Source organism: Streptomyces sp. NBC_00287 (genome assembly GCF_036173105.1).
GTDB lineage: Bacteria > Actinomycetota > Actinomycetes > Streptomycetales > Streptomycetaceae > Streptomyces.
In genome coordinates this window covers 6,631,798-6,657,781 of the sequence record NZ_CP108053.1, presented here as the reverse complement: position 1 = coordinate 6,657,781, position 25,984 = coordinate 6,631,798, and the positions used below count along the sequence as shown (strand labels likewise).

The window sequence follows — 25,984 nt, the reverse complement described above, 5'->3', positions numbered from 1 at the left end:
TCTCGATCCCGGCCTGCCGGGTTCAACCGTAAGTGCATCTGAAGTCTTTGGAGTGACCCGTGGCTGCCAACTGCGACGTCTGCGGCAAGGGGCCGGGCTTCGGCAACAACATCTCGTTTTCGCACCGCCGTACGTCCCGTCGCTGGAACCCGAACATCCAGCGCGTCCGTACCGTGGTCGGCGGGACGCCGAAGCGCGTGAACGCTTGCACCTCGTGCATCAAGGCCGGCAAGGTCTCGCGCTGACGCACAGCTAAGCGCGCGGCCACTGCTGGTTCGCTGCTCTGAGCCGGTCCACCTCGAGTGGACCGGCTTTTTGCACTTCCCACCGGCCTTCTGCATTTCCCACCGGCCTTTTGCATTCCCCAAACGGCTAAGCGCGGTACCGCCACCCATGGTCCACGGGCCCGATCCCCCCGCCCAGCGCGAACCCGGCGGCGATGGCCCCCGTGACGTACTCCTTGGCCGCCGTCACCGCCTCCGGCACCGACTGCCCCTTCGCCAGCTGTGCGGCGATCGCGGAGGCCAGCGTGCAGCCCGTGCCGTGCGTGTGCCGGTTGTCGTGCCGCGGCGCGCGCAGCCAGTGCTCCTCGGAGCCGTCGGTGAGCAGATCCACCGCATCGCCCGCGAGATGGCCGCCCTTGATCACGACCCAGCGCGGCCCGTACGCCAGCACGGCCGCCGCGGCCCGCCGCAGATCGCCCTCCGACTCGACGAGCACCCCTGTGAGTTGGGCCACTTCGTCCAGGTTCGGGGTGGCGACGGTGGCCACCGGCAGCAGCTTGGTGCGTACGGAGTCCAGCGCGGACGCGGCCAGCAGCGAGTCCCCGTGCTTGGACACCCCCACCGGGTCGACGACCGCCGGCGCGTCCGTGCCGCCGAGCAATTCGGCCACCGCCTCGACGAGTTCCGCGGAGGCCAGCATGCCGGTCTTCACGGCCTGCACGCCGATGTCGTCGACGACACTGCGGTACTGCGCCCGCACCGCCTCCACGGGCAGCGGCCAAGCTCCCTGTACGCCCAGCGAGTTCTGCGCGGTGACCGCCGTGATCACGCTCATGCCGTGCACACCGAGCGCCAGCATCGTCTTCAAGTCGGCCTGGATCCCGGCCCCGCCGCCGGAGTCGGAGCCCGCGACCGACAGGACACAGGGCTTCATGACTCGATGTCCCCGCCGAAGTGGTCCCAGCCGCCCTTGCTGGTCCACGGCGCCCCGTCGACCGTCACCTGGGGCAGCGCCGAGGGGTTGAGGACCTCGCCGATGACCTTCCAGCGGGCGGGCAGCTTCACATCCGGCGGGAAGGTGGCCACGATCGCGTGGTCCTCTCCCCCGGTCAGCACCCACTGCATGGGGTCGACACCGACGGCCTGCCCGATGTCGTTCATCTGCGACGGGATGTCGATCGCGCCGGAGCGGATGTCGATCCGGACCTTGCTGGCCTCGGCGATGTGCCCGAGGTCGGCGATCAGCCCGTCGCTGACGTCGCACATCGCCGTCGCGCCGAGCCCGGCAGCCGCGGGACCCGCGTGATACGGCGGCTCCGGGCGCCGGTGCGCCTCCACGAAGGCCCGCGGCGAGCGGAACCCCCGGGACAGCACCGCGTAACCGGCCGCGGACCAGCCCAGCCAGCCGGTCACCGCGACGAGGTCCCCGGGCTGTGCGCCGGCCCGGGTGACGGGCTCCTGGTTGCGCAGATCGCCGAGCGCGGTGATCGACACCATGATCGTGTCGCCGCGTACGACATCGCCGCCGACCACGGAGGCGCCGGCGACCTGGCACTCGTCGCGCAGACCGTCCATCAACTCGGTCGCCCAGGTCACCGGGAGCTCACCGGGGACAACCAGACCGAGCAGCAGGGCGGTCGGTACGGCGCCCATGGCCGCGATGTCCGCGAGGTTCTGCGCGGCGGCCTTGCGGCCCACGTCGTACGCGGTGGACCAGTCACGGCGGAAGTGCCGCCCCTCGAGGAGGATGTCGGTGCTCGCCACGACCCTGCGGTCGGGCGCGGCGACCACCGCGGCGTCGTCGCCGGGGCCGACCCGGACCGCCGGGGTGGTGGTGAGACGGGAGGTGAGCTCCCTGATGAGCCCGAACTCCCCGAGCTCACCAACAGTGCCCTTCATTGCCCTTACGCCCCTTCTGTCCCTGTGCGTTCCCGGTCGCGGGTCTCTACTGTCCTCGATACGGTCGAGGTGACCGTCAACCACTGTCGTGCCTGCACCCCGGCGCGGGACCCCCGTCCCCCGCGGGTCTCCCCGCGACGAGCGACGACGCGATACCGTGGCGTTCCTTTTCCCCACATGATCCTCGTGGCCGCCCTGGAGGTTCCGTGGTACAGGCGTACATCCTGATCCAGACGGAGGTCGGCAAGGCGTCGACCGTCGCCGAGACGATCAGCAAGATCCCTGGAGTCATCCAGGCCGAGGACGTGACAGGACCGTATGACGTGATCGTGCGCGCGCAGGCCGACACCGTAGACGACCTCGGCCGCATGGTGGTCGCCAGGGTCCAGCAAGTGGACGGCATCACCCGTACCCTGACCTGCCCGGTCGTCCATCTGTAGCCCCCGTCTACCCTTGGCCGGTGAACTCTTTGCGTCACCGGCTCATCGGTCTGCCCGCGCTCGTCCTGTCGATCACCGTCGCGGGCTGCTCCTCAGCAGACGACAGCGGGTCGGCGGCGGTTCCCTCACCGGACGCGAAGACTTCCGGCCTCTGCAAGAACCTGGACAAGGTACTGCCGGCGAAGGTGGCCGGTGAGAGCCGCCGTGATCCCGAACCCGCGTCCGTGCTGACCGCGGGCTGGGGAAGCCCGGAGATCATACTGCGCTGCGGTGTCGCACAGCCGCCGAAGATGATCGACCCGAAGGTCGCGGAGGGGCATGACCCCGACGCGGTGGCCGGTGGTGTGAACGGCGTCGACTGGCTGATGGAGGAGCAGGACGGCGGGGCGTACCGTTTCACCTGCGCCAATCGCAGTGCGTACGTCGAGGTGACCGTGCCGGAGGGCGTGGACAGCTCGGCCGCGCTGATCGACCTGGCCTCGGCCGTGAAAAAGGCGATCCCCGAAGGGATCGCCAACTAGCTCAGCGCAGACCCGTGGAGCGGCGCAGCGCCGCCTGGATCAGCCGGTCCACCAGCTCCGGGTAACCGACCCCGGTCGCCTGCCACATCTGCGGATACATCGAGATCGGCGTGAAGCCGGGCATCGTGTTGATCTCGTTGATCACGAACTCGCCGTCCTCCGTGAGGAAGAAGTCGGCGCGGACCAGCCCCTCGCAGGACGCCGCCTCGAAGGCGTCCACCGCCAGCCTGCGGACCTCGGCGGTCTCCTCGTCCGTCAGCGGGGCCGGGACGATCCCCGGGGTCGAGTCGATGTACTTGGCCTCGAAGTCGTAGTAGGCGTGCGCCTGCGGCGGCGGGATCTCCGCGGGGACGGACGCGCGCGGGCCGTCCTCGAACTCCAGCACCCCGCACTCGATCTCCCGGCCGCGCAGCGCCGCCTCGACCAGGATCTTGGGGTCGTGCCGCTGGGCCTCGGCGACGGCCTCGTCCAGGCCCGCCAGATCCTCGACCTTGGTGATGCCGATCGACGAACCCGCGCGCGCGGGCTTCACGAAGAGCGGCCAGCCGTGTTCGGCCGCGAAGTCGACGATCTTCTTACGGGCGGCCGACTCGTCCTGCTCCCACTCGCGGGGCCGGATCACCACGTACGGGCCGACCTTGAGCCCGAAGGAGGTGAACACCCGCTTCATGTACTCCTTGTCCTGGCCGACGGCCGAGGCGAGCACACCCGAGCCCACGTACGGGACGCCGGAGAGCTCCAGGAGGCCCTGGAGGGTGCCGTCCTCGCCGTAGGGGCCGTGCAGGACGGGGAAGACGACGTCGACCTCACCGAGCGCCTTGGGCACCGATCCCGGCTCGCTGTAGACGACTTCGCGGTTCGCGGGGTCGACGGGGAGCACCACGCCGCCCTCGGTCGACTCGGCGAGCTCCGCGACGGTGGGCGTACGGCGGTCGGTGATCGCCATGCGTTCCGGTTCGTCGGCGGTGAGCGCCCAGCGGCCGTCCTGCGTGATGCCGATCGGCAGGACGTCGTACTTGGTCCGGTCGATGGCCTTCAGTACGGCGCCGGCGGTGACCACGGAGATCCCGTGTTCGGAGCTGCGGCCGCCGAACACGACGGCCACGCGCGGCTTGCGAGGCGGCTGCTGAGGGCTCTGGGGGAGGTTCTCGGTGCTCATATCGCGTTGAGAGTACCCGTTGGTAGTGGCCTGATACAGCGCCGCCGACGCTGCGTCGCTCAGCGTCGTTCCGGCTTCGCGCTGCGCGACATCAGCTCCTTGAGGGCGACCACGGGAGGCTTGCCCTCGTGCACGATCCCGACGACCGTCTCGGTGATCGGCATGTCGACGCCGTGCCTGCGGGCCAGATCCAGCACGGACTCACAGGACTTGACGCCCTCGGCGGTCTGCTTGGTGACCGCGATGGTCTCCTGAAGGGTCATGCCCTTGCCGAGGTTGGTGCCGAAGGTGTGGTTGCGGGACAGCGGCGAGGAGCAGGTGGCCACCAGGTCGCCGAGGCCGGCGAGTCCGGCGAAGGTCATCGGATCGGCGCCCAGCGCGACTCCGAGCCGCGCGGTCTCCGCGAGGCCGCGGGTGATGAGCGAGCCCTTGGCGTTGTCGCCGAGCCCCATGCCGTCCGCGATGCCGACGGCGAGCCCGATGACGTTCTTCACGGCCCCGCCCAGCTCGCAACCGACCACGTCCGTCTCGGTGTACGGCCTGAAGTACGGCGTGTGGCAGGCGGCCTGGAGCCGCTGGGCGACGGCCTCGTCGGTACACGCGACGACGGCGGCGGCCGGCATCCGCGCGGCGATCTCCCGGGCGAGGTTGGGCCCGGTGACCACGGCGACCCGGCTCGGGCCGACCTTGGCGACGTCCTCGATGACCTCGCTCATCCGCATCGCGGAACCGAGTTCGACGCCCTTCATCAGCGAGACGAGGACGGTGTTCGGCGCGAGCAGCGGGGTCCACTCGGCGAGGTTGCCGCGCAGCGTCTGCGAGGGGATCGCGAGGACGGTGAAGTCGGCGCCGTGCGCGGCCTCGGCGGCGTCGGTGGTGGCCCGCAGGTTCTCCGGGAGTTCGACGCCGGGAAGGTAGTCGGGGTTCGTACGCGTGGAGTTGACCGCTGCGGCGAGTTCCGGGCGCCGCCCCCACAGGGTGACCTCGCACCCCGCGTCGGCGAGCACCATGCCGAAGGCGGTGCCCCATGATCCCGTGCCGAAGACGGCCGCCTTGACGGACTTGCTCACTTGGCGCTCTCCTCCTCGTGCCCCGTCTGCGCCTGGCTGCGGCGCCGCTGTTCGATCCGCTCCTGGCGCGGGTCGTAGGGCGCGACGGGCGCCTGCTCGCCGCGGAGCTCCTCCAGCTGGCGGGTGATGGCGGCCATGATGACCTCGGTCGCCTCCTTCAGGAGCTCCGGGGTCATCTCCTTGTCGTAGAAGCGCGACAGGTCCACCGCCGGGCCCGCGAGCACCCGCGAGGTCTTGCGCGGAAGGACGTTGAGCTTCTTGGCGTACGGCGGCAGCAGTTCGTTGGCGCCCCACTGCGCGACCGGGATCACCGGGCACTTGGTCTGCAGGGCCACGCGCGCGGCGCCGGTCTTGCCGGTCATGGGCCACTGGTCGGGGTCCCGGGTGATGGTGCCCTCGGGATAGAACGCGACGCATTCGCCGCGCGCCACGGCGTCGATCGCGGCCCGGAAAGCGCTCAGCGCGTCCGTCGTCTCGCGGTAGACGGGGATCTGCCCGGTGCCCCGCATGAAGGCGCCGACGAATCCCTTCTTGAAAAGACCGCTCTTCGCCAGGAATCGCGGAACCCGGCCGGTGTTGTACTGAAAGTGAGCGTACGCGAAGGGATCGATGTGCGAATTATGGTTCACCACGGTGATAAATCCGCTGTCGGCCGGAATGTTCTCCATTCCTCGCCAGTCCCGCTTGATCAGAACCACCAGCGGCGGTTTGGCGATCACCGCTGCCAAGCGGTACCAGAAGCCGATTCTGCGGCGGGGCACGCGGACACCTTCCTCTAGGGCCTGGGGGGCCGCACAAGTGTCGCCCCAGGCCGACCGTCTGTCGAGAACACCGTACGCCCCAGGGACGGCACCGCCAGATGGCCCATGTGAAAGCCGGGTGACAATGGCCGCGACAAGAGAGGTACGAACGCTCGTGCAGTGGACCTTGGTCATACCCCTGAAACCTCTGGCGCGGGCCAAGAGCAGGCTCTCGGACACCGCGGCCGACGGGCTGCGCCCGGCCCTCGCCCTGGCCTTCGCACAGGACACCGTGGCGGCCGCGCTGGCCAGCGCCGCGGTCCGGGATGTGGCAGTCGTCACGGACGACGTCCTGGCCGCCCGTGAGCTGGCCGCCCTGGGCGCCCGGGTCGTCCCCGACACCCCACGGGCCGGCCTGAACGCCGCCCTGGCGCACGGAGAGGCGGTCGTACGCGCTTGTCGCCCCGATTCCGCGGTAGCGGCCCTGAACGCGGATCTTCCGGCGCTGCGCCCCGCGGAATTGGCCCGAGTCCTGGACTCGGCGACCGAATTCCCCCGCGCTTTCCTGCCGGATGCCGCCGCAATCGGCACGACTCTGCTGACCGCGACCCCGGGAAGGCAATTGCACCCGGCATTCGGCACGGATTCCCGGGCTCGTCACCGCGCTTCCGGAGCGACGGAACTGCGCCTGGACACGGTGGATTCGGTACGCCAGGACGTGGACACCGGCGACGACCTGCGCACGGCACTGGCGCTAGGGGTGGGCAGGCATACGGCGGCGGTGTCGGCGGGGCTGCTGATTCCGGGGACGTGAACTCCCCACGGCCCGCCAGGCACTACCCTGACGACCATGCAGGCAACCGCATACACGTACGACCCGGAAACGCGAAGCGGCCAAGTGCTCCTGGACGACGGCACCCCCGTCCCCTTCGACGCGGCGGCGTTCGACGCGGGCGGGCTGCGTCTGTTGCGGCCCGGACAGCGCGTGCGCATCGAGGTGGAGGGCCCGAAGGACGGGCTGCGCATCACCCTCGTCACGCTCCAGACCCTGTAAGCCCCAAAAACGCGCCGCGGGCCGGACTCCCTGGGGAGTCCGGCCCGGCGCGTGAGTACCTGTGCGCCCCTACCTCTTGCGGGCGGTGGTCTTCTTGGCGGTGGTCTTGCGGGCCGTCGACTTCTTGGCCGGGGCCTTCTTGGCGGTCGCCTTCTTCGCGGGGGCCTTCTTGGCCGTCGCCTTCTTGGCGGTGGTGGCCTTCTTCGCCGTGGTCTTCTTCGCGGCGGCCGTGGTCTTCTTCGCGGTCGTCTTCTTCGCCGTGGTCTTCTTCGCCGCTGCCGTGGTCTTCTTGGTGACCGCCTTCTTGGCGGTGGCGGCCTTCTTCGCGGTGGTCTTCTTCGCGGCGGCCTTCTTGACCGTGGCCGCGGCACCGCCGGTCAGGCTGCCCTTGGGCGCCTTCTTGACGGCGACCTCGCCCCCGCGCGGGAGCTTCTTCGAACCGCTCACCAGGTCCTTGAACCCCTGGCCCGCGCGGAACCGCGGCACGGAGGTCTTCTTGACCCGAACCCGCTCGCCCGTCTGGGGGTTGCGGGCGTAACGCGCCGGACGGTCGACCTTCTCGAACGAACCGAAGCCGGTGACCGAGACCCGGTCACCCCCGACGGTCGCGCGGACGATGGCGTCCAGGACCGCGTCGACAGCGTCGGCGGCCTGCTGGCGGCCGCCCAGCTTGTCGGCAATCGCTTCTACGAGCTGCGCCTTGTTCACGTCTTCCCCTTCGGAGACATTGCCAGAACGAAAGTGTTCAAGCTTTTTCGCACGTTAGGCAGATATATACCGCAAATCAAACACGAAACGGGCTTATCACCCTTGTGCCGCAACGGACTCGACTGTCTCTGGAGCCTTCAACGTTCCTCGTCGGGGAGTCGCCCCGCGTCGAGGTCCGCCGTAAACGCCTCCAGACGCCTTGCCGCATCGGCGAGATCGTGCTTGGCCGCGGCCGTAATGACCAGCAGCTTCCGGGTCAGCGCCATCCGTACGCCCTCCGGGACTTGCAGTGCACGCACTCTTGTGTGCGCTTCCTTGAGTTGGTCCGCGACTGCCGCATAGAGCTCGAGTTGGCCGTCGTGTTCCATGCACAGATTGTGCCATCTGGGGCGAGTTGTCGCCTGCTCAGGGTGCAACTGCCGCCTCAAACGGCCTTCCGGGCACCGGCGGAAGCCACGGCTACAACACTCGCCTACCCCGACAACAACCGTCGTAACGTGGGAAGTTGGCGACGCCGACCGACGCGCGCGGGGCCGTTCGGGTGCAGACACGGCTGTACCCCCGATCGGGCTGATCGGGGGTACAGCGGGGGTGTTTTGGTGGCCGAATCTCGACCTGTTCAGTTGCTCCGGAGGCTTCCCGGACTCACGTCTGCAGCGTCTGCGGCTTGTACGACGGCCGCTTGGTCTCGTACGCGGCGATGTCCGCCTCGTTCTGGAGGGTGATGGAGATGTCGTCGAGGCCGTTCAGCAGCCGCCAGCGGGAGTTCTCGTCGAGCTCGAAGGAGGCGGTGATGCCCTCCGCGCGCACCTCACGGGCCTCGAGATCGACCGTGATCTCGGCCTGCGGGTCGTTCTCCGTCAGCTCCTGCAGCGCGTCCACGATCTTCTGCTCCAGAACCACCGTGAGCAGGCCGTTCTTGAGCGAGTTGCCGCGGAAGATATCGGCGAAGCGGGAGGAGATGACGGCCTTGAAGCCGTAGTTCTGCAGCGCCCAGACGGCGTGCTCACGGGAGGATCCGGTGCCGAAGTCGGGACCGGCGACCAGAACGGTCGCGCCCTTGCGCTCGGGCTGGTTGAGGATGAACTTCTCGTCCTTGCGCCAGGCCTCGAACAGCCCGTCCTCGAAACCGTCCCGGGTCACCTTCTTGAGCCAGTGAGCAGGGATGATCTGGTCGGTGTCGACGTTGGAGCGGCGCAGCGGGACGGCCCGGCCGGTGTGCGTGGTGAATGCTTCCATGACTCTCAGACTCCAGCGGGCACAGGGGCGTCGGACAGATCGGCGGGCGAGGCCAGGTGACCCAGCACGGCGGTCGCGGCGGCGACCTGCGGCGACACCAGATGCGTACGGCCGCCCTTGCCCTGCCTGCCCTCGAAGTTGCGGTTGGAGGTGGACGCGGAGCGCTCACCGGGGGCCAGCTGGTCGGGGTTCATGCCCAGACACATCGAGCAGCCCGCGTGCCGCCATTCGGCGCCGGCCTCCTTGAAGACGACGTCCAGGCCCTCGGAAACGGCCTGCAGACCCACCCGCGCGGAGCCCGGGACGACCAGCATCCGTACGCCGTCGGCGACTTTGCGGCCCTTCATGAGCTCGGCGGCAGCGCGCAGGTCCTCGATACGGCCGTTGGTGCAGGAACCTACGAAGACGGTGTCCACGTTGATGGACTTCAGCGGCTGGCCTGCCTCCAACCCCATGTATTCCAGGGCCTTTTCGGCGGCGAGGCGCTCCGAAGCGTCTTCGTACGAAGCAGGGTCGGGGACGGTCGCCGAAAGCGGCGCGCCCTGGCCGGGGTTGGTGCCCCAGGTGACGAACGGCGACAGTTCGGCGGCCTCGATGACGACCTCGGCGTCGAACTCGGCGTCCTCGTCCGTCTTCAGCGTCTTCCAGTACGCCACCGCGGCGTCCCAGTCCTCGCCCTTGGGGGCGTGCGGACGGCCCTCGAGGTAGTCGAAGGTGGTCTGGTCGGGGGCGATCATGCCCGCGCGGGCACCGGCCTCGATCGACATGTTGCAGATGGTCATCCGGGCCTCCATCGAGAGCTTCTCGATGGCGGAGCCGCGGTATTCCAGGACGTAACCCTGGCCGCCGCCGGTACCGATCTTGGCGATGATCGCCAGGATCAGGTCCTTGGCGGTGACGCCGTCGGGCAGTTCGCCGTTGACCGTGATGGCCATGGTCTTCGGGCGGACCAGGGGCAGCGTCTGGGTGGCCAGTACATGCTCGACCTGGGAGGTGCCGATGCCGAACGCCAGGCCGCCGAAGGCGCCGTGCGTGGAGGTGTGGGAGTCACCGCAGACGACGGTCATGCCGGGCTGGGTCAGACCCAGCTGCGGGCCGACGACGTGTACGACGCCCTGCTCGACGTCGCCCAGCGGGTGCAGGCGCACCCCGAACTCGGCGGCGTTCTTGCGCAGCGTCTCCAGCTGGATGCGGGAGACCGGGTCGGCGATGGGCTTGTCGATGTCGAGGGTCGGAGTGTTGTGGTCCTCGGTGGCGATGGTCAGGTCGAGCCGGCGCACCTGGCGACCGCTCTTGCGGAGGCCGTCGAAGGCCTGCGGGCTGGTCACCTCGTGCAGCAGGTGCAGATCGATGAAGAGGAGGTCGGGCTCGCCCTCGGCGCGCCGGACGAGGTGGTCGTCCCAGACCTTCTCCGCGAGTGTCCTACCCATCGCTTTCCCTCCGGCCGGTATACGGTCCACCGGCCCAACTAGAGATCTTGAGAAGACGGCTGCTCCGCCCCTGTTCCCGGGCGTCCGCCGCCGGGCCCGTTGGTCTGCGGGCCGCTGTGCCTTCGTGACATCCAGAGTGGCGTGTTCCACGGAAAATTGAACTTGCGTTTCACAGAGTGAGACGCGAGTATCGTTTCATGGACAACAGTAGCGGCGTCGGCGTCCTGGACAAGGCAGCCCTTGTCCTGAGCGCCCTGGAGTCCGGTCCGGCCACCCTCGCGGGTCTGGTGGCGGCGACCGGGTTGGCACGACCCACGGCCCACCGGCTGGCCGTGGCGCTGGAACACCACCGCATGGTGGCGCGCGACATGCAGGGCCGTTTCATTCTCGGCCCCCGCATGGCAGAACTGGCCGCGGCCGCGGGTGAGGACCGTCTCCTCGCCACCGCCGGCCCGGTGCTCACACACCTGCGTGACGTCACGGGCGAGAGCGCGCAGCTCTACCGCCGCCAGGGCGACATGCGCATCTGCGTCGCCGCTGCGGAGCGCCTGTCCGGACTTCGGGACACGGTCCCGGTCGGTTCGACGCTCACGATGAAGGCGGGTTCCTCCGCCCAGATCCTCATGGCCTGGGAGGAGCCGGAGCGCCTGCACCGGGGCCTGCAGGGCGCCCGCTTCACGGCGACGGCCCTGTCCGGCGTACGGCGCCGGGGCTGGGCCCAGTCGATCGGCGAGCGCGAGCCGGGCGTCGCGTCCGTCTCCGCGCCCGTGCGCGGCCCCTCGAACCGTGTGGTGGCCGCCGTCTCGGTCTCCGGCCCCATCGAGCGCCTGACGCGCCACCCGGGCCGTATGCACGCCCAGGCGGTCATCGACGCCGCCGCGCGCCTCTCCGAGGCCCTGCGCCGCACCGGCTGACACCGGGAGACGTCAGCGGGGAGGGCCCGCCTCAACGCCGCGGCAGGCCCTCCCCGTCCCCCGATCCCCCCGTCACCTGGCTTCTTCGGCCACCTTCGTCTTCGCCGACCGGTGCGCGAACCGGTCCTTCGCGGATCGGCCCCGCCGCTCCAGCGGCACCTGGCCGTGCGCACCGGCGAGCCCGAAGGCCGGCATGTCGAAGTAGATCGACTCGTACGAGCCCTCCGGCACGATGTACGCCTCGTGCCACAGCCCCACGTGCTGCCGGACCTTCCCCGCCTTCTCCTTGCGGTTGAGGGTCGCCCACGCCCGCATGTGCAGCGCGTCCGAGGCATGCGCGTACGCGTACAGCTTCTCCTTCGACTCCCAGTACTGGACGACGTAGTACGTCCGCGGCGAGGCCGTCAGCAGGACATGGCCGAGCAGACCGCGCTCGGGCGCCTTCCCCAGCTCGCGCAGCATCCGCGGCATGCCCAGCGCCACCGGCAGCCAGTGGTGCACGGCCCAGAAGTGGTTGATCCGCATGCCGATCAGCAGCACGACCACATCGCCCTCGGCGTCCGCGGTGGTACGACCCGGTACCGGCTTGGCGAACATGTCGAGCCCCCGTTTCCCCTGTCGGATAGCGGCACTATCCTTCTGAGTGGTGCTTGGATAGTGGCACTCCCCAAGGAAAGGCGCAAGAGATGCGGCTGGCTGAACTGAGCGAGCGCAGCGGGGTGTCCACCGCGACGATCAAGTACTACCTGCGCGAAGGGCTGTTGGCGCCCGGCCGCCAGATCAACACGACCACGGCCGAGTACGACGAGGAGCATCTGCGCCGGCTGCGACTGATCCGCGCGATGATCCAGGTCGGCCGGGTGCCGGTGGCGACGGTCCGGGAGGTGCTGGGGCATGTCGACGACGACTCACTGCCCCGCGCGATGCGTCTCGGTGCTGCCATCTGGTCCATGCCGCAGGTGCCCGAGCCGGAGGTGGACGACGAGTTCATCCAGGGCGCGCGGGCCGCGATGGAGGGGTTGCTCGACACCTTGGGCTGGCCCAACGCCCGGGCTCTGACCGCCCACTCCCCCGCCTTCCGCTCCCTCGTGGTGGCGGCGGCCGCGCTGCGTCGTCTCGGCTACGACTGGGGTCCCGAACAGCTCGCGCCCTACGGCAGGTTGATGCAGCAGGTCGCCGTGCTCGACCTGGATTTCATGGAGACGCACGAGTCGGAGGCCGAGAAGATCGAAGTCGCGGTCCTCGGGGCGGTCCTCGTGGAACCGATGCTGCAGGCTCTGCACCGGTTGGCGCAGGAGGAGGAGTCGACGCGACGGTACGGCTACGAGTAGAACGACGAAGGCCCTCCACCGAAGTGGAGGGCCTTCATTGCGCGTACCCCCGACCGGATTCGAACCGGCGCTACCGCCTTGAGAGGGCGGCGTGCTAGGCCGCTACACAACGGGGGCGTGGATCCTGCGTTTTCCGCAGATCCGAGCTGGTCTACCTGGACTCGAACCAAGAATGACGGTACCAGAAACCGTAGTGTTGCCAATTACACCATAGACCAATATGGTTTAGACCATTTCGTACCCCCGACCGGATTCGAACCGGCGCTACCGCCTTGAGAGGGCGGCGTGCTAGGCCGCTACACAACGGGGGCCCTAGCGATCATCTCGAAGGAGATCACCGTACCCCCGACCGGATTCGAACCGGCGCTACTGCCTTGAGAGGGCAGCGTGCTAGGCCGCTACACAACGGGGGCTTTGCAGATAAGCTCTGCGAGCTGGCCTACCTGGACTCGAACCAAGACTAACTGAACCAGAATCAGTCGTGCTGCCAATTACACCATAGGCCACTGGAACGCAAGCCCCGAGGGGGATCTTGTTCTAGCGTGCGCCTCCGGTTCCCGGGCTTCGGCCCGCTCTCCGGCGGCGCAGGAAGAACATTACCCGAAGGTGGACGGGGCTCCAAAACGGGTATCCGAGCCGAGGAGCGCGGGGAGTTCGGCGAGGGTGGCGATCCGGTGCGGACCTGCGGGTGCGTCGGTGCCGGTGGAAACGGTGCCGCGGTCGATCCACACCGAGAGCAGACCCGCGTCGGCGGCGCCCCGCCCGTCGATCTCCGGATGGTCCCCGACGTAGGCCACCTCGTGCGGAGGCAGGGCGAGGGCCTCGCAGGCGGCGAGGAAGGCCTCGGCCTCCGGCTTGGAGACACCCAGCTCGGCGGCGCACAGGATGGTCTCGAAGCGCTCGTGCACGCCGAGGGCGCGGAGCTTGCGGTCCTGGACGTGGATGCTGGAGTTGGAGAGCACCGCGTGCCGGTGACTGCCGGCGAGGGCGTCCAGGACGGGCAGTACGTCCGGGAAGAGCGCCCAGGCGGTCTCGTAGTGGCTCAGATAGCGGCGGAACCAGTCGTCGGCCTCGGCGTCGGTGAGCTCCTGCCCGAGGAAGACCCGGACCCGGTCCCGGCGCTGGCCCTCGAAGGAGACCTCCCCCGCGGAGAACCGGGCCCACTGCGCGTCGGTGACCTCCCGCCAGCGCGCAACAGCCTGCTCAGCACCCTCGTACGCGTCCAGCAGTCCCTCGGCCGTCAAGTGCATGCGCATTCCGGTGCGGTCGGCGCTCGTGTAGTCGAAGATCGTGTCGTCTACGTCCCAGACCACCGCCCGAATGCTCATGGTCCGACCGTAACTCCGAGGTGGTGCGGGCGTCCCGGGAACGCCGAAGGGGCGGCTCCCGGTGATCCGGATGCCGCCCCTTACGCGTGCGTGGGTTACGCCGCTAGCTTTGCCAGTGCCGCGTCGATGCGGGACAGCGTCTTCTCCTTGCCCAGGATTTCCAGGGACTCGAAGAGGGGGAGGCCGACCGTGCGGCCGGTGACGGCGACGCGGACCGGTGCCTGGGCCTTGCCGAGTTTGAGGCCGTGGGTCTCGCCGGCCGTGAGGACGGCCTCCTTCAGGGACTCCGGGTTCGTCCAGTCCGCCGAGTCCAGCTTCTCGCGGGCCGTGACCAGCAGCGCGTCCGAACCCTCCTTCATCGCCTTCGTCCAGCTCGCCTCGTCGAACACCGGCTCCGGCAGGAACAGGAAGTCGACGTTGTCCGTGATCTCCGACAGGACCTTCAGGCGGGTCTGGGCGTGGGGGGCGATCGCCAGCCACTTCGTCTCGTCGAAGTCCTCCGGGGCCCAAGGGGCGAACGGGGCCTTCAGCCACGGGGCGCAGCGCTCCGTGAAGTCCTTCACATCCAGCAGGCGGATGTGGTCGCCGTTGATCGACTCGCACTTCTTGAGGTCGAAGCGGGCCGGGTTGGGGTTCACGTCCGCGATCTCGAAGGCCGCGACCATCTCGTCCATCGTGAAGATGTCCTGGTCCGCGCTGAGCGACCAGCCGAGCAGGGAGAGGTAGTTGAGCAGACCCTCGGGGAGGAAGCCGCGCTCGCGGTAGAGGTTCAGCGACGACTGCGGGTCGCGCTTGGAGAGCTTCTTGTTGCCCTCGCCCATCACATACGGCAGGTGCCCGAAGGACGGGATCTGCTTGGCGATGCCCAGCTCCAACAGCGCCTTGTACAGGGCGATCTGACGGGGGGTCGAGGAGAGGAGGTCCTCGCCGCGCAGGACGTGGGTGATCTCCATCAGGGCGTCGTCGACCGGGTTGACGAGGGTGTAGAGCGGCGCGCCGTTCGCACGGACGATGCCGTAGTCGGGCACGTTCTCCGGCGTGAACGTCAGCTCGCCGCGGACCAGGTCGGTAAAGGTGATCGTCTCGTCCGGCATCCGGAAGCGGACGATCGGCTCGCGGCCCTGGGCCTGGTACTCGGCGACCTGCTGGGCGCTCAGCTCACGGCAGTGCCCGTCGTATCCGGAGGGCTTGCCGGCGGCGCGGGCGGCCTCGCGGCGGCTGTCCAGCTCCTCCTGGGAGCAGTAGCAGTAGTACGCGTGGCCGGCGTCCAGGAGCTTCTGCGCGACCTCGTTGTAGAGGTCCATGCGCTGCGACTGGCGGTACGGCGCGTGCGGGCCGCCGATCTCCGGGCCCTCGTCCCAGTCGAAGCCCAGCCAGCGCATCGAGTCCAGCAGCTGGTTGTACGACTCCTCCGAGTCGCGGGCCGCGTCGGTGTCCTCGATGCGGAAGACCAGAGTGCCGCCGTGGTGCTTGGCGAACGCCCAGTTGAACAGGGCGGTGCGGACCAGGCCCACATGCGGGTTACCGGTGGGCGAGGGGCAGAAACGGACGCGTACGGGTGCGCTAGCCACGCTTGACAACCTTGTTGGTGAGAGTGCCGATGCCTTCGATGCTGACGGAGACCTCGTCGCCGACAGCGAGGGGGCCGACCCCCGCGGGGGTGCCCGTGAGGATCACGTCGCCGGGGAGCAGCGTCATGGCCTCGGTGATGTTGACGATCAGATCCTCGATGGAGTGGATCATCTCGCTGGTGCGGCCGAGTTGCCGCTGTTGGCCATTGACCGTGAGCTGGATCGTCAGGTCGGCGGGATCGAGATCCGTCTCCACCCAGGGGCCCAGCGGGCAGGAGGTGTCGAAGCCCTTGGCCCGGGCCCACTGCTTCTCGCGCTTCTGGACGTCCCGCGCGGTGACGTCGTTGGCGCAGGTGTAGCCGAGGATCACGTCCTTGACGCGCTCGCGCGGGACCTCGCGGCACATCCGGCCGATGACCACGGCGAGCTCGGCCTCGTGGTGCAGTTCCTCGGAGAAGGGGGGGTACTGGATCTCGTCGCCGGGACCGATGACGGAGGTCGACGGCTTGAAGAAGGCGAACGGCGCGTCCGGCACCTCGTTGCCCAGTTCCTTCGCGTGCTCGGCGTAGTTGCGGCCGAAGGCCACGACCTTGTTGGGGAGCACCGGGGGCAGCAGCCGTACCTTGCTCAGCGGCACCTTGGTGCCGGAGAGCTCGAATTCCGCGAACGGGATGCCCTTGATGATGTTGAGGACGAGCTCTTCAGGCTTGTCGCCCTCGACCGCGCCGAAGGCGACGTTCCCGTCGATGGAGAATCTGGCGATGCGCACGGGATGCTTGGCCCCTTGACTTAAGCGGCTGGAGTCTGACGCTCCAGGCTAACGCGGAAGGGGGCCCGCACCTCGCGGCATTACTCCGCTGCGGTGGCGGAGAGCGGCATCTCGTCCAGGATCGTGCGGCGGGGGTTCGCCGTCTGGGCCGGGAGGTCGACGGAGTGCTCCGGCTGCTCCGGGGTCTGCAGGTCGTCGGCGCCCTCGAGGTGGGCCAGCGTCGTGCGCCGCGGGTTGGCTATGGTGCGGATCATCGTCGTCGTCTTCACGGTTCTACGTAACCCTGTCGTGTGCGGTGGGCAGAGAGTTGGCAGATTGCACCCTCTTGTAAAGCGCCAGGCTAAACATGCGATTCCCCGGGGAAGACGTGAAGACCCCATGATGTGCATGTGAGTTTGCTCACGAGTTCAAGGCCAAACCGGTCAAATCAGGCCCACAACCCACCCCAACGAAACGGACATTGGCCCACTGAAGCCCTCATTCCGCTCCTGATCATGGCGACTGGGACACCCCCTACCCCTTGACGACTCGCTCTTATAAGTCCGTTTTGGGGCAGATCACTTTCTACATCCGGTGACTCGACACTCACTAGGTGTCACCTAGGTCACGGCTCGGCCCACGGCCCTTGTTGGAGATCCTGCACTGTGCTGGAATTCCACGGACCGCCGCGGGATCGAGCCGGCGCACGGGCGCAACGCAGCGCCGAGCGGCGGCGGAGGGGGGAGCCAGCGCCGGTCACTCACGACCATCAGGGGACGTAATTCAGGACGTCCCCTACGACGCCGACACCGTCCTTCCGTTCACGCGGAGGGGCGCCTGGTCCAGAGGTTGCGACGCTAGTGCAGGGACGTTTCAAGAGGGATGGCAGTGCTTCGGCGGAGCCGGAGCTGCACGGCGGGACTGGCCCCAATGCCGGCAGTCCCTCGCCCCAGCACGCCCAGAACCCGGGCTCGGCAGGTGACGGCACGGGGCGCCCCGGCGCGCCCGGCGGACCGTCCTCGGCGGGCCCCACGACCCCGGCGGTCAAGCCGCCGAAGGGTCCCTCCAACCCCGGCCCGCGAATAGCCCTGCGCAACTGGCGTATCTCCACGCGCCTGGTGTCGCTGCTCGCTCTCCCGGTCGTCGCGGCCACCTCGCTGGGCGCCCTGCGTATCAGCGACTCCATGGACGACATGCAGCAGCTCGACAACATGAAGCTGCTCACGGACATGACCAAGCAGGCCACCGAGCTGGCCGCCGCACTCCAGGAGGAGCGCGACCAGTCCGCGGGTCCGCTGGCGCACGGTGAGAAGGCCACCGGCTACACGGTCAAGGGCTACACCGACAAGACCGACCGGCTGCGCGAGAACTTCATCGAGTCCGCCGAAGAGGTCGACACCTCCGACGGCAACCTCCAGGGCGTCCACGACACCCTCGTCGGTGTCGTCCGCGACCTGCGCACCCTGAGCGGCATCCGCCAGGACGCGTACCAGGCGGATGACAACTCCACGCAGACCGTCGAGGCCTACCACCGGCTGATCGAGCACCTGCTGGACCTCTCCCAGGACATGGCCGAGGCCACCAGCAACCCCGACATGATCCAGCGCACCCGCGCGCTCGCGGCCTTCTCCTCCGCCAAGGAGTACGCCTCGATCCAGCGCGCGGTGCTCGCCGCGGCCCTGCCGGTGAACACCAAGTCCTCCGGCAGCCTCTCGGACAACGACCGGCTCTACGCCCAGTCGGCGCTGGCCAGCCAGACCTCCGAACTCGCCAGCTTCAAGGCCATCTACGGCGGTGAGGGCGCCGCCGAGCTCCTCAAGCCGGTCGAAGAGGGCAACTCCACGATCCAGGCCACCGACACCTACGGCGACCGCGCCATCACCAGTGGTCTGGCCACGGTGGACCGGCGCTCGTACAAGGACTGGGTGGACGACAGCTCGATCAAGATCGAGCAGATGGGCAACATCGAGCGGACTCTGCTGGAGCAGATGGAGCAGAAGGCCCGCGAGCTGCGCAACGACTCCGAGCGCGACGCGATCATCTCCGGTGCGCTGATCCTGCTGGTGCTGGGTGTCTCGCTGGTCGGCGCCTTCGTGGTGGCCCGGTCCATGATCCGCTCGCTGCGCCGCCTGGAGGAGACCGCCACGCGGGTCGCCTCCGACCGTCTGCCCGAGCTGGTCAAGCAGCTCTCCGAGTCGGACCCGCAGGACGTCGACACCTCCGTGGAGTCGGTCGGTGTGCACTCCCGGGACGAGATCGGCAAGGTGGCCGCGGCCTTCGACGACGTGCACCGCGAGGCGGTCCGCCTCGCCGCCGAGCAGGCCCTGCTGCGGGGCAACGTCAACGCGATGTTCACCAACCTCTCGCGCCGCTCCCAGGGTCTTATCCAGCGTCAGCTCTCGCTCATCTCCGAACTGGAGTCCCGCGAGGCCGACCCGGACCAGCTGTCCTCCCTGTTCAAGCTCGACCACCTCGCGACCCGCATGCGCCGTAACGGTGAGAACCTCCTCGTTCTCGCCGGTGAAGAGCCCGGCCGCCGCTGGACCCGCCCGGTCCCGCTGGTCGACGTGCTCCGCGCCGCCGCCTCCGAGGTGGAGCAGTACGAGCGCATCGAACTGGCCTCCGTGCCGACCACCGAAGTGGCCGGCCGTGTGGTCAACGACCTCGTGCACCTGCTCGCCGAGCTGCTGGAGAACGCCACCTCGTTCTCCTCCCCGCAGACCAAGGTCAAGGTCACCGGTCACGCGCTGCCCGACGGCCGCGTGCTGATCGAGATCCACGACACCGGTATCGGCCTGTCCCCCGAGGACCTCGCCGCGATCAACGAGCGGCTCGCCTCGCCGCCCACCGTGGACGTCTCCGTCTCCCGCCGCATGGGTCTGTTCGTGGTCGGTCGACTGTCGCAGCGGCACGGCATCCGTATTCAGCTGCGCCCGTCCGACTCCGGTGGTACGACCGCGCTGGTCATGCTCCCCGTCGACGTCGCCCAGGGCGGCAAGAAGCCCGCTCCGGGCAAGCCCGGCCAGGGCGGCCCCTCGTCCGGCGGTCCCGCCGCCGCGCAGGCCGCCGCCGGTGCGGCCGCCGCCCGGCGCTCGGCCGGTCAGGGCGGTTCCCTCGGCGCCGGTGCGCCGGGTGCCGGTGCCCTCGGTGCCGGTGCGCCCTCCGGTGGCCGGCTCGGTGCCGGTCAGGGACCGCGGGCCGCGCTGCCCGGCCGTGACTCGGGCGGCCGTCCCGGTGCCCCGCGTGGACCGCAGGGCCAGGGCGTGCCGCAGGCTCCGGCCGGACCCCCGCCGAACCGTCAGGCTCCGCCGTCCCCCGCGGGCTTCGGCCAGGCGCCGGGTGCCCCGCAGGGCCTCCAGGCCGCGGGCACCGGTGCCCCGCAGGCCCAGGACGCCTTCGGTGGCGGCCGTCCCGCATCGGCCTCCCCGCAGCAGGCCCCGAACGAGAAGAGCGGCGGCGGCCGTCGTGGCCGTCGGCCGCAGCTGCCGGGCGGTCGCGGTGGCCCGCGGGCCGAACTGCCCGGCGCCGGTGGCTCGCAGCCGCGCACCCCGAGCTGGAGCGACGAGAACGCCCAGCCGCCGGTGCCGCGTGCCTCGCTGGACACCCCGCGCGGGCATGACGAGCAGGACCCGGCGCACACCTCCCGGATGCCGCGGATCGACGACCGGCAGGGGCCGGGCGCGACCACCGAGATGCCGGCGATCCCGCGCGGCGACGGCCGCCAGGCCCCGGCGGGACCCGCTGACTTCGGCTCCTACGACTCCCCGCAGAACACGGGCCAGTACCCGCGCCCGAACGTTCCGCAGGGTCAGAACACCGGCGAGTTCGTCCGCCCGGACGTCTACGGCTCGTCCGGCGGACAGCCCACGGGGCAGTTCCCGGCCCCGCAGGGTTACGACAACGGCTCGACCGGACAGCACCAGATGCCCGGTCGGCAGAACCCGTCCACCACGGGTCAGTTCGAACGGCCCCAGCAGGGCGGCCCGGCCGACTTCGGCCCCCCGCGTCAGCCGGCCCCACAGCGTCCGCAGCAGCGGCCGAACCGTCCCGAGCCCGAGGCGCTGCCGCCGGCAGCGGGTCCGGGTGACGGACGTACGCCGCTGTACGACACGCTGGAGACCAACTGGTTCCACGGCCAGCAGGCACAGCAGGGCCAGGGCCAGCAGCCCAACGGCGCTGCTCCCGCTCCGGCCCAGGCACCGCAGGCTCCGGCACCGGCTCCACAGCGTCCCGCCAACACCGGTTCCTGGCGCAGCTCGCCGAACGACGATCTCGTTCGGCAGGCAGAGCGCGTCCGGCAGCCGGCCGCGGGCGGCGTCACCACCTCCGGCCTTCCGCGCCGGGTGCCCAGGGCGAACCTCGTCCCGGGCACGGCTCAGCAGCAACAGCACCAAACCGGTCCGCAGGTCTCGCGTGCGCCTGATGACGTGCGCGGGCGGCTGACCAATCTCCGTCGGGGTATCGCACAGGGTCGTCAGGCTGGCTCCGGCCAGACCGGCAGCTTCCCGAGCCCCACTCACCAGCAGGAGCGTTAGTTGAGCCCGATGAGCCAGGCAGCACAGAACCTCAACTGGTTGATCACCAACTTCGTGGACAACACCCCAGGGGTGTCCCACACCGTCGTCGTATCCGCCGACGGTCTTCTGCTGGCGATGTCGGAGGGATTCCCGCGCGACCGTGCCGACCAGCTGGCGGCCGTAGCGTCCGGACTGACCTCGCTGACGGCCGGAGCCTCCCGGATCTTCGAGGGCGGCACCGTGGCGCAGACGGTTGTGGAGATGGAGAGAGGATTCCTCTTTCTGATGTCCGTCTCCGACGGCTCGTCGCTCGCCGTACTCGCGCACCCGGAGTGCGACATCGGCCTCGTCGGCTACGAGATGGCGCTGCTGGTCGACCGCGCGGGTGCGGTACTCACGCCCGACCTGCGTGCCGAGCTGCAAGGCAGTCTGCTCCACTGACCGACCTCGGATCCACCCGCCTCACCAAATCACCGTCAGGCCGCCACAGTCCCCCCACCGGCCCCCGTCAGACGGCACGACTGACCAACTTGCTGTCCCGCCCGGAGGATTCATGACCCCGCCCAACGCCTCTCATGATCCGTACGCGGAGCCGTACGAGGATGAGGGCGACCAGCCGCTGGTACGTCCGTACGCGATGACCGGCGGCCGGACCCGGCCGCGCTACCAGCTGGCCATCGAGGCCCTGATCAGCACCACGGCCGACCCGGCAGCGCTCATGGGGCTGCTCCCGGAGCACCAGCGGATCTGCCATCTGTGCCGTGAGGTGAAGTCGGTCGCCGAGGTTTCGGCGCTGCTGGCGATGCCTCTCGGTGTGGCCCGGATCCTCGTCGCGGACCTCGCGGAGGCGGGCCTTGTCGCCATCCACCAGCCGGGTGGCGACGAGAACAACGGCGGTGCACCTGATGTGACACTGCTCGAAAGGGTGCTCAGTGGACTTCGCAAGCTCTGACGGAGGCCGGGCGACCACCTCCGCGAAGATCGTGGTGGCGGGTGGCTTCGGCGTCGGCAAGACGACGTTCGTCGGCGCCGTCTCCGAGATCAACCCGCTGCGCACGGAGGCCGTCATGACGTCCGCGAGCGCGGGCATCGACGACCTCACCCACACCGGAGGCAAGACGACCACCACGGTCGCCATGGACTTCGGTCGCATCACGCTCGACCAGGACCTGATCCTCTACCTGTTCGGTACGCCCGGGCAGGACCGCTTCTGGTTCATGTGGGACGACCTGGTGCGCGGCGCCATCGGCGCGATCGTGCTGGTGGACACCCGGCGCCTGGCCGACTGCTTCCCGGCGGTCGACTACTTCGAGAACAGCGGGCTGCCGTTCGTCGTGGCGCTCAACGGCTTCGAGGGGCACCAGCCCTACGCACCCGAGGAGGTGCGCGAGGCCCTGCAGATCGGCCCCGACACCCCGATCATCACGACGGACGCCCGGCACCGCTCGGATGCCAAGAGTGCGCTGATCACGCTGGTCGAGCACGCGCTGATGGCACGCCTGAGGTAGCCGATCAAGTCAACAGTCGCGTACGGCAGTTGTCGTAGATGTCCCGGAGCCGGCTGTGGCCTTTGACACGGTCGGCTTCGGTGTTCATAACGTTTCGGCAGAGGAATCGGGTGGTACCGCCACGCGTCGCGGTCAACCGGTCTCGCTGCGCGCACGAAGGCCCCGCCTTTTGGCGGGGCTCGCGCTTTATGACCGTTTTATCTAGGGCTTACATCACGTGGAAACCACGCTTTCCACTGTTTGGAAGTGCGCAGGTCGACGTGCTGGAATGCCTGAACTGCCCATTAGTCAATGACGTACTCATCAGTCGATGGCGTACTGGGCTCTGAGACACTGCGGCACAACGTTGGTGCCGACCGCCGGAAGGTTGTTGGTCGAGTGAGGCGAAGCAAGAACGGTCCCGAGCCGTCGGCCCGGGGCAACTTCACCCCGCCGCCGCGCGGAGCGGCGCCCGCCCCTGTGCCCGGATCGGAACCAACGGCCGCGCCGGCTTCAAGCGGCGGCCGTCTCTCCCCGCGCAACTGGCGAGTGCCGACCCGGCTGAACGCGATCCTGCTCATACCCGTGCTGGTCGGCCTGGTCATGGGCGGCTTCCAGGTGAAGAGCTCGATCGACACCTGGCAGGAGGCCGAGGACGCGGAGAACACCGCGCGCCTGGTGCGGGCCTCCCTCAATTACGCGGACGCCCTGTACAACGAGCGTGACGCCACGGCCGCGCCGCTCCTGCTGAACACGGACAAGGACGTCGTCACCGCGGCCCGCAAGAAGACGGACGACGCGGCCGACGCCTTCGACGAGGCGGCCCAGAGCATGCCGGACAAGGGCGGCCTCGAGCGCCGCCTGACGCTGTTCCGCAAGGTCGAGCCCACACTCGCGACGCTGCGGGAAGAGGCGTACACGACCAAGCGCCCCGGTGTGGAGACCGAAGAGGGCTACGTCGATGTCGCCCACCCGCTGACCGAGTTCGCCAACGAGCTCGGCCTCGGCACCGGCAACATCACCTCTTACGGCCGTACGGTCTACGCCATCGAGCTGACCAAGGCGTCCCTGTCGCTCCAGCGCTCCATCGGCATGCACATGCTGGTCCAGCCCGGTCCGGGCACCGGCAGCTTCGCCAGCCAGCGCGTCGCCCTCACCTCGTACGCATACCTGGAGGGCATCGCCGTCCAGGAGTACATCGGCGGTGGCACCGAGGCGGACGCGCAGAAGCTCGAAGACGCCGAGACGGACATCAAGGCCAAGGGCGCGGCCATGGCCAAGGAGGCCGCCCAGAAGGCTGCCGCCGAGGGCAAGGAGTACGTCCCGCCGCCCGCCAAGACCGTCGACATGGTCCGGCTCGTCGCGGGTCTGAAGAGCACCGACCCCGCCGAGCGCCAGGCCATCGCCCAGAAGGGCGTGACCGCCGAGAACTGGTGGGCGGTCAACACCCTCAAGTACGACGCCTACCAGCAGATCGAGTCGGACATGGCCGACGCCGCGGTGAGCGAGGCCGCGACGATCGCCGACAACGCCAAGCGTGACGCCTTCATCGTGGGTGCCGCCGTCGTGGTCGCCCTGCTCGCCGCGTTCATCCTGGCCGGCATGGTGGCCCGCCAGATGAGCCGCGCGATGCGCCAGCTGCGCAACGCCGCCTTCGGTATCGCCGAGCAGCGCCTGCCGATGCTGGTCGACCAGCTCTCGCGCACCGACCCCGGCCGCGTCGACACCCGGGTCGCGCCGATCCCGATCACCACCACCGACGAGATCGGCGAGGTCGCCCGCGCCTTCGACCAGGTCCACCGCGAGGCGGTCCGACTCGCCGCCGAGCAGGCCCTGCTCCGGGGCAACATCAACGCGATCTTCACCAACCTGTCGCGCCGCAACCAGTCCCTGATCGAGGGCCAGCTGACCCTGATCACCGACCTGGAGAACAACGAGGCCGACCCGGACCAGCTGGAGAACCTCTTCAAGCTGGACCACCTCGCGACCCGTATGCGCCGCAACGGCGAGAACCTCCTGGTCCTCGCCGGCGAGGAGCCCGGCCGCCGCTGGGACCAGCCGGTCCCGCTGGTCGACGTGCTGCGCGCCGCCTCCTCCGAGGTGGAGCAGTACGAGCGCATCGAGCTCTCCGGCGTCCCGGAGGCCGAGATCCACGGCCGCGCGGTCACCGACCTCGTGCACCTGCTCGCCGAGCTGCTGGAGAACGCGACCACGTTCTCCTCCCCGCAGACCAAGGTCCGCGTCACCGCGACCCGTCTTCCCGACGGCCGTGTGATGGTCGAGATCCACGACAAGGGCATCGGCCTGACCGCCGAGGACTTCGCGGACATCAACCACAAGCTGGCCAACCCGCCGACCGTGGACGCCGCGATCTCCCAGCGCATGGGCCTGTTCGTGGTCGGCCGACTGTCCGACCGGCACGGCATCCGGGTCCAGCTGCGCCCCTCGGGCGAGCAGGCCGGTACCACCTCGCTGGTCATGCTGCCCGACGCGATCACCCACGGTGGTGGTGGCGAGGTGGCGCCGATGCAGGACGAGTTCACGGTTTCGCAGATCATCCCGGAGCAGAACTTCCAGGGTGAGGACTTCAGCCGTCCGCAGATGCGCACGGCGGCCGAACTCGGCTTCGACGACAGCCGCTACACCGAGGTCCCGGACGACATCCGCGAACTGGACCCGGTCGGCCGCTCCCTGATGCGCGAGGAGCGCCGTGCGGCCCTGGAGGCCCAGTCGCAGGACCCGGAGGGGTCCGAGAACCCCGCGTACGACGAGTTCACCGGCCAGCAGGGCTACGACAGCACCGGCCCGAACGGCCACGGCGGCTTCCCCGAGCAGCAGGGGGCGTACGACCCGCAGACGGCGTACGAGGAGCAGCAGCGACCGTCGTACGAGGAGCAGTACTACGCGCCGAACGGCGGCCTGCCGCGGAACGACACCTTCTCGTCGAACGGCGGCTACCCCGAGCCCGGTTATGCGGAGCCCGCTCAGGAGGAGCCCGCGGCCCCGCACCAGTCCGCCCCGGAGTCCTTCCCGGCCTTCGAGGAGCGGCGCTACCAGGACGACTGGCCGCAGCAGGACGACTACCGCAACGGTTACTCGGACCAGTACGCTCCGGAACCGGAACCTGTGCGGCCCGCTGACACAAATGAGCGCGACCGCGTAGGCTTCGACCGTCCGGGACCGGCCCCCTCCGCCACCCACGCGCTGACCGACGCCGGGCTCCCCCGCCGTGGATCCGCCGCGAGCGGCACGAACGGCGCGCGGCCCGTGAGCCAGGAGGCGCCGGCCCCCGCGGAGACCCCCGCCAACGACGACTGGCGCTCGGCGAACGACGATCGCTGGCAGCAGGCGGCGCAGCTCCGCAAGCCCAAGGCGGGCGGAGTCACCTCCTCCGGTCTGCCGCGGCGGGTACCCAAGGCCAACCTGGTCGAGGGAGCCGCCGAGACCACCCCTCAGGGAGGTCCACAGATCTCCCGTGCTCCCGAGGACGTCCGGGGCAGGCTGAGCAACCTGCGCCGCGGTGTCCAGCGGGGTCGCAGCGCGGGAAGCGAAACGAACGGCCAGGGCCTCGGTCCTGACAGCACCTACAACCAGGAGCGTTAGT

General features: G+C 69.4%; 26 protein-coding genes and 5 tRNA genes. 12 read left to right on the top strand and 19 right to left on the bottom strand.

The window, feature by feature from the left end:
- The first annotated feature begins 59 nt into the window (after positions 1-59).
- Positions 60-245: a 50S ribosomal protein L28 gene (gene rpmB, locus OHT76_RS30535; protein WP_009190838.1), complete on the top strand. Its 186-nt coding sequence runs from the start codon at positions 60-62 to the stop codon at positions 243-245.
- Between the two features lie 127 nt (positions 246-372).
- Here the strand turns inward: rpmB and thiD are convergent, their stop codons facing one another.
- Complete coding sequence (gene thiD, locus OHT76_RS30530; protein WP_328874069.1) at positions 373-1,158, bottom strand: bifunctional hydroxymethylpyrimidine kinase/phosphomethylpyrimidine kinase; 786 nt, start codon at positions 1,156-1,158, stop codon at positions 373-375.
- A complete protein-coding gene (locus OHT76_RS30525; protein ID WP_328874068.1) occupies positions 1,155-2,123 on the bottom strand; it encodes a thiamine-phosphate kinase in 969 nt (322 codons plus the stop codon). Before OHT76_RS30525 ends, thiD begins: the two co-directional genes overlap by 4 nt.
- A 206-nt stretch (positions 2,124-2,329) precedes the next feature.
- Between OHT76_RS30525 and OHT76_RS30520 the strand changes: the two genes are divergently transcribed.
- Both OHT76_RS30520 and OHT76_RS30515 read left to right on the top strand, forming a co-directional pair.
- On the top strand, positions 2,330-2,563 hold the full coding sequence (locus OHT76_RS30520; protein WP_016432437.1) for an Lrp/AsnC family transcriptional regulator: 234 nt from the start codon (positions 2,330-2,332) through the stop codon (positions 2,561-2,563).
- A gap of 20 nt (positions 2,564-2,583) precedes the next feature.
- Complete coding sequence (locus OHT76_RS30515; protein ID WP_328874067.1) at positions 2,584-3,084, top strand: DUF3515 domain-containing protein; 501 nt, start codon at positions 2,584-2,586, stop codon at positions 3,082-3,084.
- Position 3,085: 1 nt separating this feature from the next.
- Here the strand turns inward: OHT76_RS30515 and OHT76_RS30510 are convergent, their stop codons facing one another.
- The 3 genes from OHT76_RS30510 to OHT76_RS30500 are packed head-to-tail and all read right to left on the bottom strand — an operon-like array spanning position 3,086 to position 6,074.
- A complete protein-coding gene (locus tag OHT76_RS30510) occupies positions 3,086-4,243 on the bottom strand; it encodes a D-alanine--D-alanine ligase family protein (RefSeq protein ID WP_328874066.1) in 1,158 nt (385 codons plus the stop codon).
- Positions 4,244-4,302: 59 nt separating this feature from the next.
- Complete coding sequence (locus OHT76_RS30505) at positions 4,303-5,313, bottom strand: NAD(P)H-dependent glycerol-3-phosphate dehydrogenase (RefSeq protein ID WP_328874065.1); 1,011 nt, start codon at positions 5,311-5,313, stop codon at positions 4,303-4,305.
- On the bottom strand, positions 5,310-6,074 hold the full coding sequence (locus OHT76_RS30500) for a lysophospholipid acyltransferase family protein (RefSeq protein WP_328874064.1): 765 nt from the start codon (positions 6,072-6,074) through the stop codon (positions 5,310-5,312). The genes OHT76_RS30505 and OHT76_RS30500 overlap by 4 nt, the downstream gene beginning before the upstream one ends.
- 154 nt (positions 6,075-6,228) lie before the next feature.
- On the opposite strand from OHT76_RS30500, the gene cofC reads away from it, so the two are divergent.
- A complete protein-coding gene (gene cofC / locus OHT76_RS30495; RefSeq protein WP_328874063.1) occupies positions 6,229-6,867 on the top strand; it encodes a 2-phospho-L-lactate guanylyltransferase in 639 nt (212 codons plus the stop codon).
- 36 nt (positions 6,868-6,903) lie between these two features.
- Positions 6,904-7,107, top strand: coding sequence for a hypothetical protein (locus tag OHT76_RS30490; protein WP_328874062.1), 204 nt, complete (start codon positions 6,904-6,906; stop codon positions 7,105-7,107).
- 69 nt (positions 7,108-7,176) lie between these two features.
- Here the strand turns inward: OHT76_RS30490 and OHT76_RS30485 are convergent, their stop codons facing one another.
- The 4 genes from OHT76_RS30485 to leuC form a co-directional block, all read right to left on the bottom strand.
- Entirely contained in the window at positions 7,177-7,815 is a 639-nt protein-coding gene (locus OHT76_RS30485) for an HU family DNA-binding protein (RefSeq protein ID WP_328874061.1), read from the bottom strand.
- Positions 7,816-7,952: 137 nt separating this feature from the next.
- Positions 7,953-8,183, bottom strand: a complete 231-nt coding sequence (locus OHT76_RS30480; RefSeq protein WP_328874060.1) for a hypothetical protein — start codon at positions 8,181-8,183, stop codon at positions 7,953-7,955.
- A 277-nt stretch (positions 8,184-8,460) separates the two neighbouring features.
- A complete protein-coding gene (gene leuD / locus OHT76_RS30475) occupies positions 8,461-9,054 on the bottom strand; it encodes a 3-isopropylmalate dehydratase small subunit (protein ID WP_328874059.1) in 594 nt (197 codons plus the stop codon).
- A 5-nt stretch (positions 9,055-9,059) separates the two neighbouring features.
- Complete coding sequence (gene leuC / locus OHT76_RS30470) at positions 9,060-10,484, bottom strand: 3-isopropylmalate dehydratase large subunit (protein ID WP_328874058.1); 1,425 nt, start codon at positions 10,482-10,484, stop codon at positions 9,060-9,062.
- A gap of 197 nt (positions 10,485-10,681) precedes the next feature.
- Between leuC and ndgR the strand changes: the two genes are divergently transcribed.
- On the top strand, positions 10,682-11,398 hold the full coding sequence (gene ndgR / locus OHT76_RS30465) for an IclR family transcriptional regulator NdgR (protein ID WP_250074667.1): 717 nt from the start codon (positions 10,682-10,684) through the stop codon (positions 11,396-11,398).
- A 72-nt stretch (positions 11,399-11,470) separates the two neighbouring features.
- Here the strand turns inward: ndgR and OHT76_RS30460 are convergent, their stop codons facing one another.
- Positions 11,471-11,995, bottom strand: a complete 525-nt coding sequence (locus tag OHT76_RS30460; RefSeq protein ID WP_328874057.1) for a DUF4188 domain-containing protein — start codon at positions 11,993-11,995, stop codon at positions 11,471-11,473.
- A gap of 89 nt (positions 11,996-12,084) precedes the next feature.
- On the opposite strand from OHT76_RS30460, the gene OHT76_RS30455 reads away from it, so the two are divergent.
- Positions 12,085-12,729, top strand: coding sequence for a MerR family transcriptional regulator (locus OHT76_RS30455; protein WP_328874056.1), 645 nt, complete (start codon positions 12,085-12,087; stop codon positions 12,727-12,729).
- Between the two features lie 44 nt (positions 12,730-12,773).
- On the opposite strand, the gene OHT76_RS30450 is transcribed toward OHT76_RS30455, so the two are convergent.
- From OHT76_RS30450 to OHT76_RS30410, 9 genes are all read right to left on the bottom strand, one after another.
- A tRNA-Glu gene (locus tag OHT76_RS30450) sits at positions 12,774-12,846 on the bottom strand.
- A gap of 29 nt (positions 12,847-12,875) precedes the next feature.
- Positions 12,876-12,947, bottom strand: a tRNA-Gln gene (locus tag OHT76_RS30445).
- 20 nt (positions 12,948-12,967) lie between these two features.
- A tRNA-Glu gene (locus OHT76_RS30440) sits at positions 12,968-13,040 on the bottom strand.
- 29 nt (positions 13,041-13,069) lie between these two features.
- A tRNA-Glu gene (locus OHT76_RS30435) sits at positions 13,070-13,142 on the bottom strand.
- Between the two features lie 21 nt (positions 13,143-13,163).
- A tRNA-Gln gene (locus OHT76_RS30430) sits at positions 13,164-13,235 on the bottom strand.
- 90 nt (positions 13,236-13,325) lie between these two features.
- Positions 13,326-14,057: an HAD family hydrolase gene (locus tag OHT76_RS30425; protein WP_328874055.1), complete on the bottom strand. Its 732-nt coding sequence runs from the start codon at positions 14,055-14,057 to the stop codon at positions 13,326-13,328.
- A gap of 95 nt (positions 14,058-14,152) precedes the next feature.
- A complete protein-coding gene (gltX, locus tag OHT76_RS30420) occupies positions 14,153-15,637 on the bottom strand; it encodes a glutamate--tRNA ligase (protein WP_328874054.1) in 1,485 nt (494 codons plus the stop codon).
- The gene (locus tag OHT76_RS30415) at positions 15,621-16,397 is read right to left on the bottom strand and encodes a fumarylacetoacetate hydrolase family protein (protein ID WP_328874053.1); all 777 of its coding nucleotides are present in this window, start codon (positions 16,395-16,397) and stop codon (positions 15,621-15,623) included. Before OHT76_RS30415 ends, gltX begins: the two co-directional genes overlap by 17 nt.
- A gap of 80 nt (positions 16,398-16,477) precedes the next feature.
- Complete coding sequence (locus OHT76_RS30410) at positions 16,478-16,666, bottom strand: hypothetical protein (RefSeq protein WP_328874052.1); 189 nt, start codon at positions 16,664-16,666, stop codon at positions 16,478-16,480.
- A 570-nt stretch (positions 16,667-17,236) separates the two neighbouring features.
- Between OHT76_RS30410 and OHT76_RS30405 the strand changes: the two genes are divergently transcribed.
- From OHT76_RS30405 to OHT76_RS30385, 5 genes are all read left to right on the top strand, one after another.
- Positions 17,237-20,911, top strand: coding sequence for a nitrate- and nitrite sensing domain-containing protein (locus OHT76_RS30405; RefSeq protein ID WP_328874051.1), 3,675 nt, complete (start codon positions 17,237-17,239; stop codon positions 20,909-20,911).
- A 9-nt stretch (positions 20,912-20,920) separates the two neighbouring features.
- Positions 20,921-21,334 carry a roadblock/LC7 domain-containing protein gene (locus OHT76_RS30400; protein ID WP_023546525.1) on the top strand — a complete coding sequence of 138 codons (414 nt, stop codon included), beginning with the start codon at positions 20,921-20,923 and terminating at the stop codon, positions 21,332-21,334.
- 112 nt (positions 21,335-21,446) lie between these two features.
- Positions 21,447-21,845, top strand: coding sequence for a DUF742 domain-containing protein (locus OHT76_RS30395; protein ID WP_285513623.1), 399 nt, complete (start codon positions 21,447-21,449; stop codon positions 21,843-21,845).
- Positions 21,826-22,401, top strand: coding sequence for a GTP-binding protein (locus OHT76_RS30390; protein ID WP_046258886.1), 576 nt, complete (start codon positions 21,826-21,828; stop codon positions 22,399-22,401). Before OHT76_RS30395 ends, OHT76_RS30390 begins: the two co-directional genes overlap by 20 nt.
- Before the next feature lie 378 nt (positions 22,402-22,779).
- Positions 22,780-25,983 (top strand): sensor histidine kinase, encoded by a 3,204-nt coding sequence (locus tag OHT76_RS30385; RefSeq protein WP_328874050.1) that lies wholly within the window; start codon positions 22,780-22,782, stop codon positions 25,981-25,983.
- Position 25,984: the final 1 nt, after the last annotated feature.